General features: G+C 38.7%; 18 protein-coding genes. 17 read left to right on the top strand and 1 reads right to left on the bottom strand.

From position 1 onward, the window contains the following. Nucleotides 1–11: 11 nt before the first annotated feature. Nucleotides 12–545 carry a site-specific integrase gene (locus ABRS97_RS12220; protein ID WP_367814187.1) on the top strand — a complete coding sequence of 178 codons (534 nt, stop codon included), beginning with the start codon at nt 12–14 and terminating at the stop codon, nt 543–545. A gap of 254 nt (nt 546–799) precedes the next feature. On the opposite strand, the gene ABRS97_RS12215 is transcribed toward ABRS97_RS12220, so the two are convergent. Further along, nucleotides 800–1,171 carry a helix-turn-helix domain-containing protein gene (locus tag ABRS97_RS12215; RefSeq protein WP_367814185.1) on the bottom strand — a complete coding sequence of 124 codons (372 nt, stop codon included), beginning with the start codon at nt 1,169–1,171 and terminating at the stop codon, nt 800–802. A gap of 170 nt (nt 1,172–1,341) precedes the next feature. Here ABRS97_RS12215 and ABRS97_RS12210 point away from each other — a divergent pair, with 170 nt between their 5' ends. The 16 genes from ABRS97_RS12210 (at nt 1,342) to ABRS97_RS12135 (ending at nt 16,984) form a co-directional block, all read left to right on the top strand. Then, on the top strand, nt 1,342–1,779 hold the full coding sequence (locus ABRS97_RS12210; RefSeq protein ID WP_367814183.1) for a hypothetical protein: 438 nt from the start codon (nt 1,342–1,344) through the stop codon (nt 1,777–1,779). Then, nucleotides 1,773–2,600 (top strand): tyrosine-protein phosphatase, encoded by an 828-nt coding sequence (locus ABRS97_RS12205; protein ID WP_367814181.1) that lies wholly within the window; start codon nt 1,773–1,775, stop codon nt 2,598–2,600. The genes ABRS97_RS12210 and ABRS97_RS12205 overlap by 7 nt, the downstream gene beginning before the upstream one ends. A 96-nt stretch (nt 2,601–2,696) precedes the next feature. Further along, entirely contained in the window at nt 2,697–3,449 is a 753-nt protein-coding gene (locus ABRS97_RS12200; protein ID WP_367814179.1) for a YveK family protein, read from the top strand. Beyond that, on the top strand, nt 3,430–4,113 hold the full coding sequence (locus ABRS97_RS12195; protein ID WP_367814177.1) for a CpsD/CapB family tyrosine-protein kinase: 684 nt from the start codon (nt 3,430–3,432) through the stop codon (nt 4,111–4,113). Before ABRS97_RS12200 ends, ABRS97_RS12195 begins: the two co-directional genes overlap by 20 nt. A gap of 244 nt (nt 4,114–4,357) precedes the next feature. Beyond that, nucleotides 4,358–5,251 carry a UTP--glucose-1-phosphate uridylyltransferase GalU gene (galU, locus tag ABRS97_RS12190; protein ID WP_367814175.1) on the top strand — a complete coding sequence of 298 codons (894 nt, stop codon included), beginning with the start codon at nt 4,358–4,360 and terminating at the stop codon, nt 5,249–5,251. Between the two features lie 14 nt (nt 5,252–5,265). Continuing rightward, nucleotides 5,266–5,958, top strand: a complete 693-nt coding sequence (locus ABRS97_RS12185; RefSeq protein ID WP_367814173.1) for a sugar transferase — start codon at nt 5,266–5,268, stop codon at nt 5,956–5,958. 125 nt (nt 5,959–6,083) lie between these two features. After that, nucleotides 6,084–7,067 carry a glycosyltransferase family 4 protein gene (locus tag ABRS97_RS12180; protein WP_367814172.1) on the top strand — a complete coding sequence of 328 codons (984 nt, stop codon included), beginning with the start codon at nt 6,084–6,086 and terminating at the stop codon, nt 7,065–7,067. 53 nt (nt 7,068–7,120) lie between these two features. Then, entirely contained in the window at nt 7,121–8,407 is a 1,287-nt protein-coding gene (locus ABRS97_RS12175) for an O-antigen ligase family protein (protein WP_367814171.1), read from the top strand. Beyond that, nucleotides 8,388–9,587 (top strand): glycosyltransferase family 4 protein, encoded by a 1,200-nt coding sequence (locus tag ABRS97_RS12170; RefSeq protein WP_367814169.1) that lies wholly within the window; start codon nt 8,388–8,390, stop codon nt 9,585–9,587. Before ABRS97_RS12175 ends, ABRS97_RS12170 begins: the two co-directional genes overlap by 20 nt. 15 nt (nt 9,588–9,602) lie before the next feature. Further along, nucleotides 9,603–10,574, top strand: a complete 972-nt coding sequence (locus tag ABRS97_RS12165; RefSeq protein ID WP_367814167.1) for an SDR family NAD(P)-dependent oxidoreductase — start codon at nt 9,603–9,605, stop codon at nt 10,572–10,574. 21 nt (nt 10,575–10,595) lie between these two features. Next, entirely contained in the window at nt 10,596–12,044 is a 1,449-nt protein-coding gene (locus ABRS97_RS12160) for a lipopolysaccharide biosynthesis protein (RefSeq protein WP_367814165.1), read from the top strand. 101 nt (nt 12,045–12,145) lie between these two features. Further along, complete coding sequence (locus ABRS97_RS12155) at nt 12,146–13,294, top strand: glycosyltransferase family 4 protein (RefSeq protein ID WP_367814163.1); 1,149 nt, start codon at nt 12,146–12,148, stop codon at nt 13,292–13,294. Further along, nucleotides 13,291–14,631, top strand: a complete 1,341-nt coding sequence (locus ABRS97_RS12150; protein WP_367814162.1) for a UDP-glucose dehydrogenase family protein — start codon at nt 13,291–13,293, stop codon at nt 14,629–14,631. Before ABRS97_RS12155 ends, ABRS97_RS12150 begins: the two co-directional genes overlap by 4 nt. A gap of 11 nt (nt 14,632–14,642) precedes the next feature. Next, entirely contained in the window at nt 14,643–16,010 is a 1,368-nt protein-coding gene (locus tag ABRS97_RS12145; protein WP_367814161.1) for a sugar phosphate nucleotidyltransferase, read from the top strand. Between the two features lie 134 nt (nt 16,011–16,144). Continuing rightward, nucleotides 16,145–16,675, top strand: coding sequence for a VanZ family protein (locus ABRS97_RS12140; protein ID WP_367814159.1), 531 nt, complete (start codon nt 16,145–16,147; stop codon nt 16,673–16,675). An 87-nt stretch (nt 16,676–16,762) separates the two neighbouring features. Beyond that, entirely contained in the window at nt 16,763–16,984 is a 222-nt protein-coding gene (locus ABRS97_RS12135; RefSeq protein WP_367814157.1) for a hypothetical protein, read from the top strand. Nucleotides 16,985–17,562: the final 578 nt, after the last annotated feature.

The following is a 17,562-nucleotide window of genomic DNA, read 5'->3' as shown; positions in this document are numbered from 1 at the left end:
GCTGCATCAGAATGCAAGTTGTGCAACCAATTCGCGAACAAGAGAAAATTACAGAAATTCAAGAAATTTTAAAAATGCAATCAGACAGGGACTGGTTACTCTTTACAATAGGCATAAATTCGGGCCTGCATTTGAGCGATTTGCTTACTTTAAGGGTGAAGGATCTTAAGGACAAAAACAAAGTGACCATAAGAGAAGAGAAGACGGGGAAGGAAAAAGCATTTACTGTAAATAACCAACTTAAAGCGGCAATTGATGAGTATGTCAATTATATGGATGATGAAGATTATTTATTTCCATCGCAAAGAACCGGCAAACCAATTAAGAGAATACGTGTCTATCGTATATTAAACGAGGCAGCCAAACAAGCAGGACTTCAGGATATCGGCACCCACACACTTCGAAAAACGTTTGGTTACCATTACTACCAGAGAACAAAAAATATATCTGTATTAAGAGACTTGTTTAATCATTCTGCACCATCGGTAACGCTTAGATATATCGGTGTTTATGTGGAGAAAATGGATACAAGAAAAAGCGTCTAGTCGATTGTTTGTGTATTCGTTTTCATGAAAATTATTGAAAATCTTCTTGACATGATACAGGATGTATCATAAATTAAGGACATAAGTTAGCAAACCTAAGCGTAATATGATTCTAAGTTACGGGAGCTGAGGGAGTCTAATGGAGAACAGTGAGATAGTTACGCTCGACATTATGAAAATTCTAGATCAATTGAATGTAGATAAAGACAAATACATAACATTGAGCAGTAACAATCCAAATGGTCTTTTCATATCTACTTCAGAGAACGTTCAGCCCTTACAAAAGCAATGAATCTTCGTGCTTCTTCTGGTGTTAGCTTGTTTCCATCTACAGTAAGCGCGAATTTCTCAAGAATTTTGTCGTCAGAGAGTTCTAAACTATCTGCAAAATCCCGTACATCCGCATCTAATATTTGATTCGAATTATCCGTTCTACCAAGTAAATAATCGATAGAAACCTTAAAGAATGACGCAATTTTGTTGATTGTATCGTAATCTGGCTCTCTTCTAGAAGTTTCATAATGAGAAAGAGAGGCTCTTGAAATGCCCAGTTTACTTGCCAAATCTTCCTGTGTGAGTGCTTGCTTTTCGCGTAACTGGGCAATTCTATCACCATGTTTAGTCATAAATTAATTCCTCACAATCAATAAGAATAGTATCAGTATAACCATGTTGTTAGAACTATTATACCAGTCTTCTGGTAGTTAGAAAACGGAAAATGTGGAGTACTCTATATAGTATGATACATTTAGTATCTATGTGAAAGAACTTTAGGTAAAACGGAGGTGAATTTTTCGTGAATATAACGTACAAATTGGAAATAGACCCTGAACTGATCTACCCCATGCAAAGTTATATGAGAATTAGAGAGATCGGCAACAGAGAAATTGGATCTAAATGGACAAAGATAATCATATCAGAATTGAGCGATGCAGGCTTAAGATTTAAGTCTAATCTTATTCTGCCTAATAATGAAAATATCGTTTGGGATTTTCAAATGGGCGGCGGGCTAACGGTTGTAAATGCGGAGTTTACTATTGGTAATAGCAAATCGTTGAATAATGGTTATGAGTATGAGGGAACTTGGAAAGTCAAAGAGGGCAGCAAGCAACAGTTGTTTGATTGGGTCAGCCTTCTTCTTAAAAATCAAAGAATGAGTGAGCGTATGCTCGGTACTTACAACAGGCTTCATCATCGTCTAGTTCATAAGAACCAGGTTGATTTATTATGCTAGAAAAGGCAGAAAAACAGGACTTAGTCGATACGCATTGCCATATACTCCCGAACGTGGATGACGGAGCGGCAAACCTGAATGAAGCTTTATTAATGGCGCAGCTTGCCGTAGCAAATGGGACACATACAATAGTTGCGACACCTCATCATGGTATCAGAAATTTTATCAATTCGTTTGAAGCTGTTTGCCAGAAGGTCGCCCGGTTAAATTCAGAAATTCGTTTAAGGAACCTGCCTCTTACAATTCTGCCTGGTCAAGAAGTACGCATCCACCCTCGTTTCATCGATGAGCTTTACAATGGGGTAATTCAACCTCTTAACGGAACTCGGTATATACTTCTAGAGCTCCCTTCCAATGGTGTGCCGGATTATTTCGACGAGTTGCTTCATGAATTATCCATTCTTCAATTAATTCCAATTCTTGCCCATCCAGAAAGGAATTATGAATTTCAGAAATATCCTTCTAGACTGTTGCCATATCTAAAACGAGGAGTTTTGTTGCAAGTAACGTCACAATCTATTATGGGCTTGTTTGGAAAAACGGCTCAAAGGCTTGCCTTTAACTTATGCAAAGCAAATAGAGCCCACTTGTTGGCGTCAGACGCTCATAACATGTCTAATCGCCCCGGCATGCTTAAACAGAGTTATGATTTACTTGAGGACAAAATAGGGTTGCAGCGGGTTCAAGTATTCAAACGTAATGCTGTGAAAGTAGTTAATAATGAAGATATTGATCAGACTTTTAATGGTTCCAGAAAGCGAAAAACCGGGTATTTGATGAATTTTGGCAAGTCCATTTTTAGCAACTATTTGAAAAATTAACCATTTTTTTCACTTGACAAGATACAAAATGTATCATAGTATAGGTTTATAAAGATACAAATCGTATCTTAAACATCGTTAAAATCGGAGGTTCTCATGGAAATTGATCTGAAAGAATATTTTCGAATTGTAGCGAAAAAATGGTGGTTAATTGCAAGTTTTGTATTAATAGCGAGCATAGCGTCAAGCATTTATAGCTTCTATTTTGTTCAACCCCAATACGCAGCTGCCGCTAAGATCATTGTAAATAAATCAGCAGAACGCCAAGGTGTGCAATATATTGACTCCGGCGTAATTAATGCAAGTATTTTGTTAATTAATACATATAAAGAAATTATGAAGTCACCAGCTATTATGGATAAAGTTGTCGAAAGACATCCGGAATTTGGATTAACATCAGAATCTCTAATTAGAAGAATAAGCGTAGGTTCGGCAAACGATTCTCAGGTCATTACGCTTAGAGCGGTGGATTCATCTTCTGCCCGATCGGTGCAAATCGTTAATGCTGTGGCTGAGGTGTTTAAAGATGAAATTCCAGCAATTATGAGTGTTGATAACGTCACGATTCTAAATAAAGCCAAAGATATGAATGCTGCCCCGATTAATAGCAACTCCGGGGTGACTCTATTGCTTAGCATCATTGTTGCCTTACTGGTTTCAGTAGGAATCATTCTCCTCATTGAATATACGGATGACACGATTAAAACCGAAAACGATGTGGAGCACTATCTAGGGCTTTCAACGCTAATAACAATTTCGAAAATAAAATCAAAAGACTTGAGTATTGGATCTGCGAATAAATCACAAAGAAGAGTGGGTGAATCAGCTAATGCCAGTATCAACTCATAAAGACAGGAATTCATATTTAATTACCAATACAAACTCCGGTTCGCCGATCTCTGAAGCTTATCGAGCATTAAGGACGAATATTACGTTCTCGTCGATCGATACGGATTTGAAGAAAATAGTGGTGACTTCTTCTATTCAGAGTGAAGGTAAATCAACAACAATTGCTAATCTTGCTGTGGTCTATGCACAGGAGAATAAGAGAGTGCTCATCATTGACGCAGATTTGCGCAAACCCTCTTTGCATCAGTATTTTGTGAGATCGAATAGACACGGTCTTACGAATATTTTGGCGCAGCAACTTAAGCCGGCAGATGCGATTCTGGAGACGGATATTCCCAATGTGTCTCTGCTAACAGCTGGACCCAACCCGCCAAACCCAGCGGAGCTGCTATCATCTTCCAAAATGCAACAATTGTTAGAACAACTCTCTGACGAATTCGACCTTATTCTTATAGATTCTCCACCTACACTTGCGTTCACGGATGCGCAAATTTTATCAGCAATAAGCGATGGCGTACTATTCGTCATTCAACACGGAAAAGTGAAACGGCAAATTGCCAAAAAAGCATTGCTTAACTTGGAGCATGTGAAAGCTAAGGTGCTTGGTATTGTCCTGAACGATAAACCAACTAGTAAGAAGGAAGTATTTAGTTATAGCTATTAGTGAGCTGTATTTCAGGTAATCGCCTACTGAACCTTTATCACTGTAGGTACTCGGTCACGCTGTGGGCGCTTGGCGCCTTAGACGTTAATCGTCAGTGGTGTGATGTGAGGATGGGTTAAATGCCCCTATATTGTTTTTAAAAATTCGAGGCGTGTTGTTTTATTTATTAAAACAACACGCCTGGTTTTTTTAAGATAGATATAGAGATACCTTGAGTGGATAAGAGAAAATAGGAGGAGTATTGATGAAGAAAAAAGTGAGAAAAGCAATTATTCCAGCAGCCGGCCTAGGTACTCGTTTTCTACCCGCAACAAAGGCAATGCCAAAAGAGATGCTTCCTATTGTGGATAAGCCCACCATTCAATACATCGTTGAGGAAGCCGTTGAATCAGGTATCGAGGATATTATCATTGTTACTGGAAAAGGAAAGCGCGCGATTGAAGATCATTTCGATAATGCTTTTGAATTAGAATACAATTTGGCGGAAAAAGGAAAGTTGGAGCTTCTTGAAGAAATTCTTCGTCCAGCAAAAGTAGACATCCACTACATTAGACAAAAAGAAGCAAAAGGACTTGGTCACGCAGTTTGGTGCGCACGTAGATTTATTGGTAATGAACCATTTGCCGTGTTGTTAGGGGATGACATTGTAACAGCGGAAACCCCGTGTTTGAAGCAGTTGATGAATCAATTTGATCTTACACAGTCATCAGTTATTGGTGTTCAGCCGGTTTCGGATCAAGAAACCAAACGTTATGGAATTATTGACCCGATTAGTAGAAACGGGAACTTGTACAAAGTTCAGAAGTTCGTAGAAAAACCTGCGCTTGGAACGGCACCATCGAACTTGGCCATTATGGGCAGGTACATTCTTACTCCAGAAATTTTCGAGTTTCTTGATCTGCAAGAGCGAGGAGCTGGTGGTGAGATCCAGCTCACAGATGCGATTGGCAAACTGAATGAAGACCAAGATGTATATGCCTATCATTTCAACGGAATTCGATATGATGTTGGTGAAAAACTTGGATTCATTCTTACCTCGCTTGATTTTGCACTAAAGAACAATGAACTAAGAGTGCCGCTGCTTCAGGCGTTAAACGAAGTTCTAAAGCGTGAAAAATCGCCGCGTGCAATTGGTTAGGAGGGAATAATAATATGACCAAGATATCCAATGAAGCTCAAATTCTGGAGAAGAATCCATATTACTCTCGAACTACAATCAAAACAATCGATGAACCCAAGGTTTACTACAGTTTTGTAAAGCGCTCGTTGGATATTATAGGGGCAAGTATTGGGCTCTTGTTTTGTGTACCCGTGTTTCTTGTTGTTGCTTTGTTGATAAAGCTGGAGGACCCGAAAGGTAAAATTTTATTTTACCAGCAGCGAGTTGGCAAGCATGAGAAGTTATTCAAGATGTATAAGTTTAGATCGATGGTTTCCAATGCCGAGGAACTTCTCGCAAATTTAATAGAGCAAAATGAAATTGAAGGCCATATGTTTAAAATGAAAGAAGACCCTCGAATAACGAAGGTTGGAAAATTTATTAGAAAAACAAGCATTGATGAACTCCCTCAACTCTGGAATGTTTTGAAGGGTGAAATGAGTTTGGTTGGACCGCGGCCGCCTCTGATCCGTGAAGTTGAGCAATACAGTGCTCATCATAAACAACGGTTGCAAGTTACTCCAGGTTGTACCGGTCTGTGGCAGGTTAGCGGGAGAAATAGTGTTGGTTTTGAAGAAATGGTGGAGTTGGATATCAACTATATTAAAGAGAGAAGCTTGTTGTTCGATTTAAAAATTATTATAAAGACAATAAAAGTATTATTAGGCTCTAAGGATGCATTCTAACAGCAACACGGAGAGGAGAAATTCTCATAATACAAGACATTTTCATAAACGGGCGATTCTTAACACAGGGTACAACGGGTGTACAAAGATATGCGCAAGAACTAATCAAACGGTTGGATCTTCTAATGGGAGAAGAAAGAAATTCTCTCTTTAGATTTACAATTCTAGTACCCAATGTCGATTCTAAAAATGTAAATCTTAAACATATCCAACTTCGCAAAGTCGGCAAGCTAAAAGGACATCTTTGGGAACAACTGGAACTTCCATTCTATTCTCGTAAAGGACTTTTGATCAATCTTTGCAATACAGGACCCATAATGAAATGGAAACAGATTGTTACCATTCATGATGTGTCCTTTGTTATTAACAAACAATTTTATTCATTTGCTTTTCGGACATGGTATTCCATTTTAATAGGTATATTAAGTAAATTTTCTAAAAAAATCATTACAGTTTCAAATTTCTCTAAACAGGAAATCGTGAAATACTATAAAGTTAATGACAGCAAAATCGAAGTGACGCATTTGGGCAATGAGCATCTTCATGATCACATCGCTGATGTGAGTATTTTGAAAAAATACAATTTAACCGAGCGTCCTTATGTTCTTGCAGTCAGCAGTCTAAATCCAAACAAGAACTTCCAGTCGATTGTCGATGCCGTAAAATTAATAAAAGATGTGAATTTCGATTTGGTCATCGCGGGCGGGAGCAATCTTAAAGTGTTTGCTGGCGAGGGCATGCAATTGCCAGATCATTTCAAACAAACTGGCTATATAACGGATGGGGAGCTTCGCGCACTTTACGAAAATGCTTCTTGCTTTATATTTCCTTCCTTCTATGAAGGCTTTGGTATCCCTCCAATCGAAGCGATGTTGTCAGGATGTCCTGTGATCGTATCCAAAGTTGCCTCGTTACCGGAAATATGCGGTGATTCTGTCTTATATTGTGACCCTCATAAACCTGAGAGTATTACTTCACAGTTATTGAGCATTATGAATGATGTAAAGTTGCGGAATAACCTCATAGAGAGAGGCTTTAAGAAATCGGCCGAATATTCATGGGATAATTGCGCAAGATCAACTTACTCAATCATACGAGAAATGTATTGAATCATTAAATCAATCAGCCGATGTTAACGAGGTTGGTTAGGCAGGGGAGCATAGTGAAGTATCTAATAATTATAAGCCTTTTAACATCAATACTATCCGATATCCTAAATCAAGCTTTAAATATTGGCAGCGCATCGGTAACTTATATTCCTATTATTTTAATTTTTGTCATTCATTTAGCGAAAATTGTAAAACGGAAATCAGTTGAAAATTACTTCTGGTTCTATGCGTTAATATATCTGAGTATTCTCATCATTTTAATCGGTTGTTTTGTAAATGGATGGAACACATCCATGATGAAGTACATTGTCTATTATTTATTCATGGGAATTCTTGTTAATGAGCTTCAAATTTCTGGAATCAAGAAATTATTTGTATTCATACAAATTGTAGGCATAGTCTTGTCCGTTGAAGTAATCATAACGGGGATGATTAGTGTTAACAGTGGAATTAGGCTAATAGGCTTGCGAGATTATTTATGGATGAATAAACAGTACTACAATGTCTTATATAATTTGGTGCTGCCTATTGTGTTCTGGCATTTTTTCAAGAATAAAAAAGCAATAGACTTAGTAGTTATTGTTCTTCACTTGGCCGCAGCTATCTTTTTTCTGCAAATCAAAACGTTGCTCCTAAGTGTGACTATTGGCATACTGCTTGTTTGTTGGATTTTGAAGCCAGTTTCGAGAAAGAAGTTCCTTTCTATAACCACGATAGCAGTATTCCTAGTAGCTATTTTGGTGACTCAATTCTCTAATTATATACCTGATCAGATTAAAGTAGTGAGTGGGTATATCCTTGGGCAGGAGCAGGATTTAGATCCAGACTCGTTAGTTTATGTCGATACGCTGATTGTTAGGGAAGAAATTATTAATAATGCATACAACACGTTTAAAGATAATTATTTACTTGGAATCGGTTATGGTAATTATGCAGACATCGTATATGGGATGTATGTAAAGTCTATTGCCAGGAATAACTTGAACTATAATTTACCCTTGGCGACAGAAAATGGCATACTGACTTTTCTGTTGGAGGGTGGAATAATTGCATCTTTCATTCAGTTGCTCATTTATGCGTATATCTTGTTTAAACTAATTAAAGCCAAAAGCCGGAACAGCTTGATACTTATAAGTTATACAATCTTATTTTCATTTTTAGTTTCTAATTTTGTTCAGGACAACTTGAACTATGTATATTGGTTTTCACTCGCGCTAGGTGCTTATTTGACCAAGTATCTAAACAACAGCTCCATAGATAGTGAGGAAGTGAATACACCATATAGGTTATTAAAAGGTCTAATGCGAAAGGAATCTAAATATGAGAATTTTAGTGTTTAATACGTTATACTACCCCAATCTTGTTGGTGGAGCTGAGAGATCGGTTCAATTATTGGTAGAACAGCTTAGAGATAAAGGCAACGAATGTATCATTGTAACAACTACGGATGAAAAGGATAAGATTGATTATGTGAATAACATTAAAGTGTATTACTTGAATTTTCGTAATCTATACTGGGGAAATAAGACAGAAGATAAACATTTTATTGCGAAAAGTGTCTGGCATGCGCTTGATGTGTACAATCCAATTATGAAAAAACGAATTAGCGAAATAGTTAAAACAGAAAAACCTGATGTTATTTATACAAATAACTTATCAGGTTTTTCTGTTGTTCCATGGATTGTTGCGAAGGAAGCTAACATTCCAGTTGCGCATACTTTGAGGGATTATTATTTGTTATGCGTGAAAAGCTCGATGTTCAATGGAAGTGACAATTGTAATAAGCGATGCACAACTTGCAAAATTTATACAGAATACAAAAAGAATTTAACGAATAAAGGCTATGTAGATCATTTGATTGGTAATTCGCATTTCATCGTCGATAAGCATAAATCCGAAGGGTATTTTGAGAATGTCCCATCTTCACGAATTTTTAATGGTACGACCTTGCAAAGTCAGAAGCAAGTACAAACTTATGAAAGTAAAAGATTAACATTTCTGTATCTTGGAAGGATACACGAAACAAAAGGCGTTAATTTGCTATTAGATATTTTTAATAAAAATAAGGATGCAGATTTAATTCTTGCGGGTTATATCTTCGATCGTAAGATTGAAGAACGAATTAACAAGGGCGAATATTCAGCGAATATTAAATTTATTGGGTATGTGGAAACAAAGGATATTTTACCTCAAATCGATATGTTGATTGTTCCATCTCTTTATCATGAGCCTTTGGCTCGAGTCGTTTTGGAATCCTACTCCTACGGTAAGCCTGTTATTGGTTCCACAAGAGGGGGAATTCCAGAGAGTATTGATGATGGGAAGACCGGCTTTCTATTTGACCCTGCTGACAAAGACAGTCTCGAGCAGATTGTTGATTCCTTAATTGCCGATCCGTCACAGCTGAAGGAGTTATCGCTTAATCTGGCTGAATTTTTGGAAGGCTATGATATCCGAAGAACTTCAGATCAATACAATGAGTTATTCCAGAGTATGGGTAGAAAAGAAATACTTATTTAGGAAGGTGAGAGAGAAATGAAAAATATTTTGGTTACGGGTGGAGCGGGATTTATTGGCAGTCATTTAGTTGATTCTTTATTAAAGGATGGGCAGCACCGGGTAGTGGTCGTTGATAATTTTGATAATTATTACAATAAAGAGATTAAGCTAAGAAATATTAAATCTCATCTATTGCATGATAACTACACGTTAATCGAAGAGGATATTCGGAATAGAGAAGCTATTGAGCAAATTGTTGCAGAGTATGATCCGGAAGTTATTGTTCATTTGGCGGCAAGAGCAGGCGTAAGGCCATCATTGCAAGATCCTAAAGGGTACGTTGAAGTAAATATTAATGGGACTGTGAACTTGTTGGATGCGGCGGTTAAACATAAAGTGAGCAAATTTGTTTTCGGTTCTTCCAGTTCCGTTTATGGATTAAATCAGAAAGTGCCATTCGCTGAAGTGGATCCAACTCTGTTAATTGCATCGCCGTATGGAGCTACTAAGGCAGCTGGAGAGAGCTTGTGTCACAGTTATAGTAACTGCTTTGACATTTCCATAGTTGCACTAAGATTTTTTACAGTGTTTGGGCCGCGTCAAAGACCCGACTTGGCTATTCATAACTTCTCTAAACGAATTCTTAACGAGGAGCCAATTAGTTTATTTGGCGACGGGACATCAAGCCGCGATTACACGTTTGTTGACGATATCGTTAGTGGAATTCGTAAATCGATCGAGCTGGAAATTAGCGGTTACCAGGTGTTTAATCTGGGGAATGACCAGCCAACGGGCTTGTTGGAATTAGTTCAAATTTTAGAGGAAAATTTGGGGAAAAAAGCAATTATCGATTGGAAACCTATGCAAGTCGGCGATGTTCCCAAAACATGGGCTGATATTCAAAAGAGCAGAGAACTATTAGGATATAGCCCTTCGACATCCTTTCAACAGGGAATAGCTGAATTTGCAAAGTGGGTCAAAGCAGAGTACGAAATCGTTATTAAATAAAGAACACAAGGAGAGAGCTCTATGCTTTTTAAGCATACATTTATATACTTTCTTTCCCGTGGTCTTCCTGGTTTGATCAGTTTCTTTTCCATAATGGTCTATACGCGGATGTTAAATCCAGAAGAATATGGTAAGTATGCTTTGGTTATGGTGGGTATTAACCTTTTAAATGCAGTTTTGTTTCAATGGCTACGTCTTGGATTATTGCGATTTTTACCATCACATCAGGAACAAGCGTTTGTTAAATTTAAAAGCACGCTAGCTATTGGTGTTTTAGTTGTTATAGGCTTGACGACAATTCTTGCCGTAATCACCTATTTATTCCTGAATAATGTTGATTGGTTGTTGTATATCATTCTAGGATTAATCAATCTTTGGATACAAGCATGGTACGAAATCAATCAAACTTTATACCGTACTCAACTTAAACCGATTAAATTCGGCATCTTATCTTTAAACAGAGCTCTGTTATGTCTAACTTTTAGTGTTCTATTTATTTACATGGGTTGGGCGGAGAGGGGACTGCTATTCGGCTTCATGATAGGCGGTCTTCTGAATATACTCTATGTCACATATAAAGAATGGAAAGTAATACGATTTAAAGAGTTTGATTTATCCATTTTTAAAATGTTTCTCTCTTATGGATTACCATTAACAATTACTTTTGCAATGGCATTTTTTATACAAATGTCAGATCGTGTCTTGCTTGGCTGGTTTAGCGGTGACACCGATGCGACTGGTTTATTCTCAGTAGCTTCAGATTTTTCGAGTCAATCGTTGGGACTTCTTATGATGATTGTCAATTTAAGCGCATTTCCATTGGTTGTGAAAAAACTGGAATCAGATGGAGTGGTAGCTGCACAAAAGCAACTGGAGCAAAGTTTAATATTATTATTGATTGTATCAGTTCCTGCAACGATTGGTGTGATGATGATTGCACCGAACATCGTAGGTATTTTTTTCGGACAGCAATTTCGCGAATCTGCGACGGTACTTATTCCCATGTTAATCATTGGAACTTTTTTTATGGGAATAAAAAGTTACTATTATGATTTAGCTTTTCAACTAAGCAAACAGACTTCAATACAGTTTATTCCGGTACTGATTGGTGCTGTGATAAACGTAATTTTAAATGTAATTTTTATTCCTTCTATGGGTGTAATGGGGTCTGCTTATGCATCCATCATAGCTTACAGTGTATCTATTGTGATTTCTTGGTATGTAGGCAAAAAATGCTTTCCGCTGCCATTCCCGGGTAAGGCCATTTCACAAGTTATGTTCGCAGGCATTATTATGGGCGTGGTTCTCTTTCCGCTAAGGCACTTGCATGGAATCGGATTTCTCATATTGCAAATTGCGTGCGCGGCGCTCGTTTATTTCATTGTTTTGCTGGCAATTAATGTCGGAGACTTCAGAAGTATGCTTTTGAAAAGATTTATGAAAAAAAACGTTCGCTCATCTGAAGCCTAGTTATGATGACTTCCATAGAATTGTTAACCAAGCGCAAGAGTGAAGTCGGATAGGCTGCCTGAAAATAATAAAAGTGGTGTGTAATCGGGAGGAAGTTGGTTATGAAAGTTGCTATCATACATGATTGGTTAGTTACATACGCAGGAGCAGAACGCGTACTAGAGCAACTGCTAATTCTTTTCCCAGAAGCCGATTTGTTCAGTTTAGTCGATTTCCTTAAAGTGGAGGAGAAAGGATTTATTCAAAACAAATCAGTCCAAACTTCCTTTATTCAAAAAATGCCCTTCGCCAAAAAGAAGTATCGATCTTACTTGCCCTTCATGCCGCTAGCCGTCGAGCAATTCGATCTATCCCAGTACGATGTGATTATATCTAGCTCCTATGCGGTAGCTAAAGGGGTTATCACGGGTCCGGATCAACTGCATATTTCTTACATCCATTCTCCAATCCGTTATGCCTGGGATCTCCAGAATCAATACTTGAAAGAATCGGGACTGGACACCGGGTTAAAAGGATGGATTGCGAAATACATGCTGTATCAAATTCGACAGTGGGATTATAGGACGCATAGTGGAGTCGACTATTTCATCTCCAACTCGAATTTCATTTCTCGAAGGGTCTGGAAAGTGTATAGGAGGGATTCGTCAGTTATTTATCCTCCTGTTGATGTGAAGGCATTCTCCTACGTAGATCAGAAAGAGGATTTCTATTTAACAGCTTCGAGATTAGTCCCTTACAAGAAAATCGATCTCATCGTCGAATCATTTGCAAAAATGCCGGATAAACGCTTGGTAGTCATTGGAGACGGCCCCGATTTCGAAAAAATCAAATCAAAAGCGGGTCCGAATGTTCAGCTTCTCGGTTATCAGAAATTTCAGGTGTTGAAGGATCATATGCAGCGTGCAAAAGCATTTGTCTTTGCTGCTGAAGAGGATTTTGGGATAACGCCCGTGGAGGCTCAAGCATGCGGCACGCCTGTGATCGCATTCGGTAAAGGCGGGGCGCTTGAAACGGTTCGTGGAATCGATGAGATGAATCCTACAGGAGTCTTTTTCCGGGAGCAGAGCATGGAAGCTATTCAAGCCGCCGTTCAAGCATTTGAAGAGAACAGACATTTAATCTCGTCAGAAGTATGCCGTGATAATGCCCTGCAGTTTGGCGTGGAAAGATTTAGAGAAGAAATTAGGGAATTCGTGGAACGCAAATATGAATCCCATAATAAAAAAGGAAAAGTTGGAGGTATTATATGAAACTTACTGTTATCGGAACTGGATATGTGGGGTTGGTATCAGGCGTATGCTTCTCACAATTAGGTAATGAAGTCATTTGTGTGGATCGACTTGAAGAGAAAATTAACATGCTGAATCGTAACGAAGTGCCCATTTACGAGCCTGGTTTGGAAGAACTCATTCGTAAGAACGTTTCGGAAGGAAAGTTATCTTTCACGACAGATTTGACCTCCGCTGTTCAAAACTCCGATATCATCATCATAGCTGTTGGCACCCCATCGCTGCCTAACGGGGAGGCAAACTTGCAATACATTGAACAGGCTGCATATGATGTCGCTTCTGCAATAAATGGTTATAAAATTATTATGACGAAGAGTACGGTTCCGGTAGGCACGAATCACCTCATTCACAATTGGATCGGGAAAGTCAGCCAGTATGAATTTGATGTGGTCTCAGTGCCTGAGTTTCTAAGAGAAGGTACAGCTATTAGCGATACATTGAATCCTGATCGGATCATTATCGGTGCGGAAAGTTCAACTGCGATTGAAACGATTACCGAGCTGCACCAGCCATTGACTGAGAATATAATCATTACAGATATTAAAAGCGCTGAAATGATAAAATATGCATCTAATGCTTTCTTGGCAACAAAGATATCTTTTATTAATGAAATTGCAAATATCTGCGAGAAAATAGGCGCGGATGTTACTCTTGTAGCTAAAGGGATGGGCCAAGATAAGCGAATTGGTTCATCCTTTTTAAATGCAGGAATAGGTTACGGCGGTTCGTGCTTTCCTAAAGATACGAATGCGTTGATTCAAATAGCCGGCAACGCTAACTATGATTTTAAATTATTGAAGTCCGTAGTTGAGGTGAATAAACATCAACGTTATAACGTGATTAATAAGTTGGTCGAGTGTTTAGGCCAGCTATCCGGCAAAACGATTGCTGTTTGGGGATTAGCGTTTAAACCTAACACCGATGATGTTCGCGACGCGCCGGCTATCGAAATTATTAAAGAACTCATTAAAAGAGGCTGCACCATTAAGACATATGATCCGATTGCAATGGAGAAATTTAAAGAAATAGTGGATTCAGATTCCATTGTATGGTGCGAGAGTCCGCTCGAAGCTGTCGAGAATAGCCACGCATTGTGCTTGCTAACCGAATGGGATTTATTCAAAAATATTAGTTTGCAAGTCATAGAGAAATTAATGAAGCAGCCTATACTCATTGACGGCAGAAATGTGTTCACGCAAGAACAAATACAAGAAACTCACTTGCTCTATTATTCCGTGGGACGCCCTGAAATGAATCGTCTCAACTATCAAGAACTTCTAGAAAATGAAGCTGTATAGGAGGGGAAATTATGAAATTTGCACTTCTTTCAGGTGGTTCGGGCAAACGGCTATGGCCCCTTTCTAACGACTCTAGATCGAAGCAGTTCCTCAAGGTGCTGGCACATCCTGATGGCCATAAGGAGTCTATGGTTCAGCGAGTCTGGAGACAGTTGGAACTGGCGGGGCTTCAAGAATCCTCCTATGTAGTTACAGGTAAAGGGCAGGTGGAAATGATTCAGAGCCAGCTGCATGAGAATGTCAACGTAATCGTAGAGCCAAGCAGGCGGGATACCTTCCCAGCTATTGCTCTGACGGCAACTTATCTATACTCTATTGTTGGTGTTAATCTGCAAGAAGTTATTGCTGTCCTGCCCGTTGATCCGTATGCGGATGACAGTTTTTTCACCAAAATCTCTGAACTGGAAGCAGCGCTTCAAGAATCCAATGCCGACATTGCGCTTTTGGGTGTAAAACCAACATACCCTTCCGAAAAATATGGGTATATTATTCCTTCTCAAGCGACTTCAACAAATAGTAATTATGTAACAGTTAGCCACTTTAGAGAAAAACCCAGCGAAGACCAAGCGAAAATCCTCCTTGAAGATGGAGCGCTGTGGAATTGCGGGGTTTTTGCTTTTAAACTGGATTATTTAATTAATCTTCTGATTGAGAAGGGACTTCCTATTCAATATGAGGAGATGCTTAAACAGTACGAAACGCTGCGTAAAATCAGCTTTGATTACGAAGTTGTGGAGCGGGCGGAAAAAATTATTGTGAGTCCTTTTGACGGAATGTGGAAAGATTTGGGGACATGGAACACGCTTACCGAAGAAATCATGACGCCAATCATCGGCAATGGGATCGTCTGTGAAAATTCGATAAACACACATCTCATTAACGAATTGGATATCCCTGTAACCGTTCTTGGCGTTTCGAATCTGATTGTTGCGACAAGTCCAGACGGCATTCTGGTTGCGGACAAATCGAGCAGTCCGCAGATCAAAGAATTGATCGGACATGTGGATCAACGCCCGATGTTTGAAGAGAGACGTTGGGGATGGTATCGTGTGTTGGATTATATTAAAAAGGATGATCGTGAAATTCTCACAAAACGGATTGGGATTGATGCAGGTAAAAATCTTAGCTATCAACTGCATACCAAGCGAAGTGAAGCATGGACGGTTATCGAAGGTGAAGGGGAATTTATACTAAACGACAAAATGTTCCATGTTCAATCAGGAGATGTCTTGCAAATTCCTATTCGTGCTAGACATAGTATCCGAGCGATAACAAATATGGAAATTATTGAAGTTCAGTCAGGCTCAGAGCTTATTGAAGAAGACACGGTTCGTTTGTACATGGATTGGAACGAAATTGTTGCTCAAACCGTTAGATAATCGTTACTCCCTATGCATCTTATCACTAAGAGCATAGGGAGATTTTTTCTTTTTTTATTTTGGTATAAAGTTTAGTTCTATTTAAATTGTACAAAATAGAGAGAGAATAACGAAGGATAGTTGGGTGATTCCACATGTCGCAGAAATCAGGCATTCAGAAGTTTGTATGGATTATACTTCCCATTCTAATTTGGTTTGGAGTCATTTATGGGTTATCTTCGCAGACTCATCAAAAACAAGATCTTAGGCCTTGGATTAAAAAAGAAATATCGGATAGAACCATCAAGGAGCATTTCTCGGGAACAAGCTTTTACTATGGGGATCAAAAGATTAGTCTGCAAACAAGCAGTGCTAGCAGTTTTCTAGAATTTTTCATACGTAAACTTGCTCATTTGTTAGTTTATAGCATTCTCGGCATCTTGATTATTCGGCTATTCGTAGTTCTTACGCGTTGGAATTTGCTGTACATTTTCGCCTTAACCGTCCTTATTTGTTCGGCCTATGCAATAACAGATGAATTTCATCAAAGCTTTGTAACAGGCCGTACATCAATGCCCATAGATGTGCTTCTAGACACAATAGGCGCAGTATTAGGTGCTCTTGTTTATTCATTAATTAGCTTAATCGTTAAAATGTTTCGTGCGAAAAAATACAAAACCCCTTGATTTGTTACAAATCGTATCATATAATATGTGGTATATACACAATGTAACAGATTGCGACATTCGGAAATCAGATAAGGGGATTAATTGATGAATATTTCAGATATGGTTTATTGTGTCGAATGCAATCTAATTCTGACGAGGGGCAAAGCGGACAAAATTTTTAAAACAGGTTATTTTAAACGGACGATTCCGCTTGGTCATTGTATGGAATGCGCATGTGCAGAGAGTAAGAAAGTTACGATTAATATCGCAAACAACACCCATGAGAGTTATTCAGACTATGCCCTGCATTTGTCTTTAATGGCCTAGAACGAAAACCGGATGGGGCAAAGGATATCCAGAATTTTGACAAAAATGCATGTATATGCTCGGACAATCCTCCGCTGGCTATGGCTGGTTGGGGACTTTTTAGTTTGCAATATATATTAAATAATGCCTATATGCGGAAAGAGCAGGTGGGTGATCAGGCCATTCGCCATTATAAAAGATAATGGACATGTAAGAGCCTTGATGTTCACAGATACGATCTGCTTGGCATTACGATGGATAAGCAAGGCTTTACGACTGGCGGAATTACAAGCGGTTCAGATGTTTGGCTGGGCGCCAATACGTTCGTAACCTCAGGTGTGAAAATAGGTGATCGCTCCCCTGCTGCCCGAATGAGGGTGGTGGGGGATAATTTTTCTATCTTTTGATTGTTCGATACTGTGGGAATTGAATTGTAATTTCTAGCAAACTACTGCGTTTATTCGGGGGAATACAACATAGCAGGATAGTTTATAACACTACAATATGTGTAAAATAGAGCAGTTTGGAGGATATCCAAACTGTTTTTTGTATGTAATAATTTATATAAAGATTGCGCAACCAACAAGGAAGTATGCGCG

Source organism: Paenibacillus tabacirhizosphaerae (assembly GCF_040812395.1).
GTDB lineage: Bacteria > Bacillota > Bacilli > Paenibacillales > NBRC-103111 > Paenibacillus_E.
This window is presented reverse-complemented; position numbering and strand designations above follow the sequence as displayed.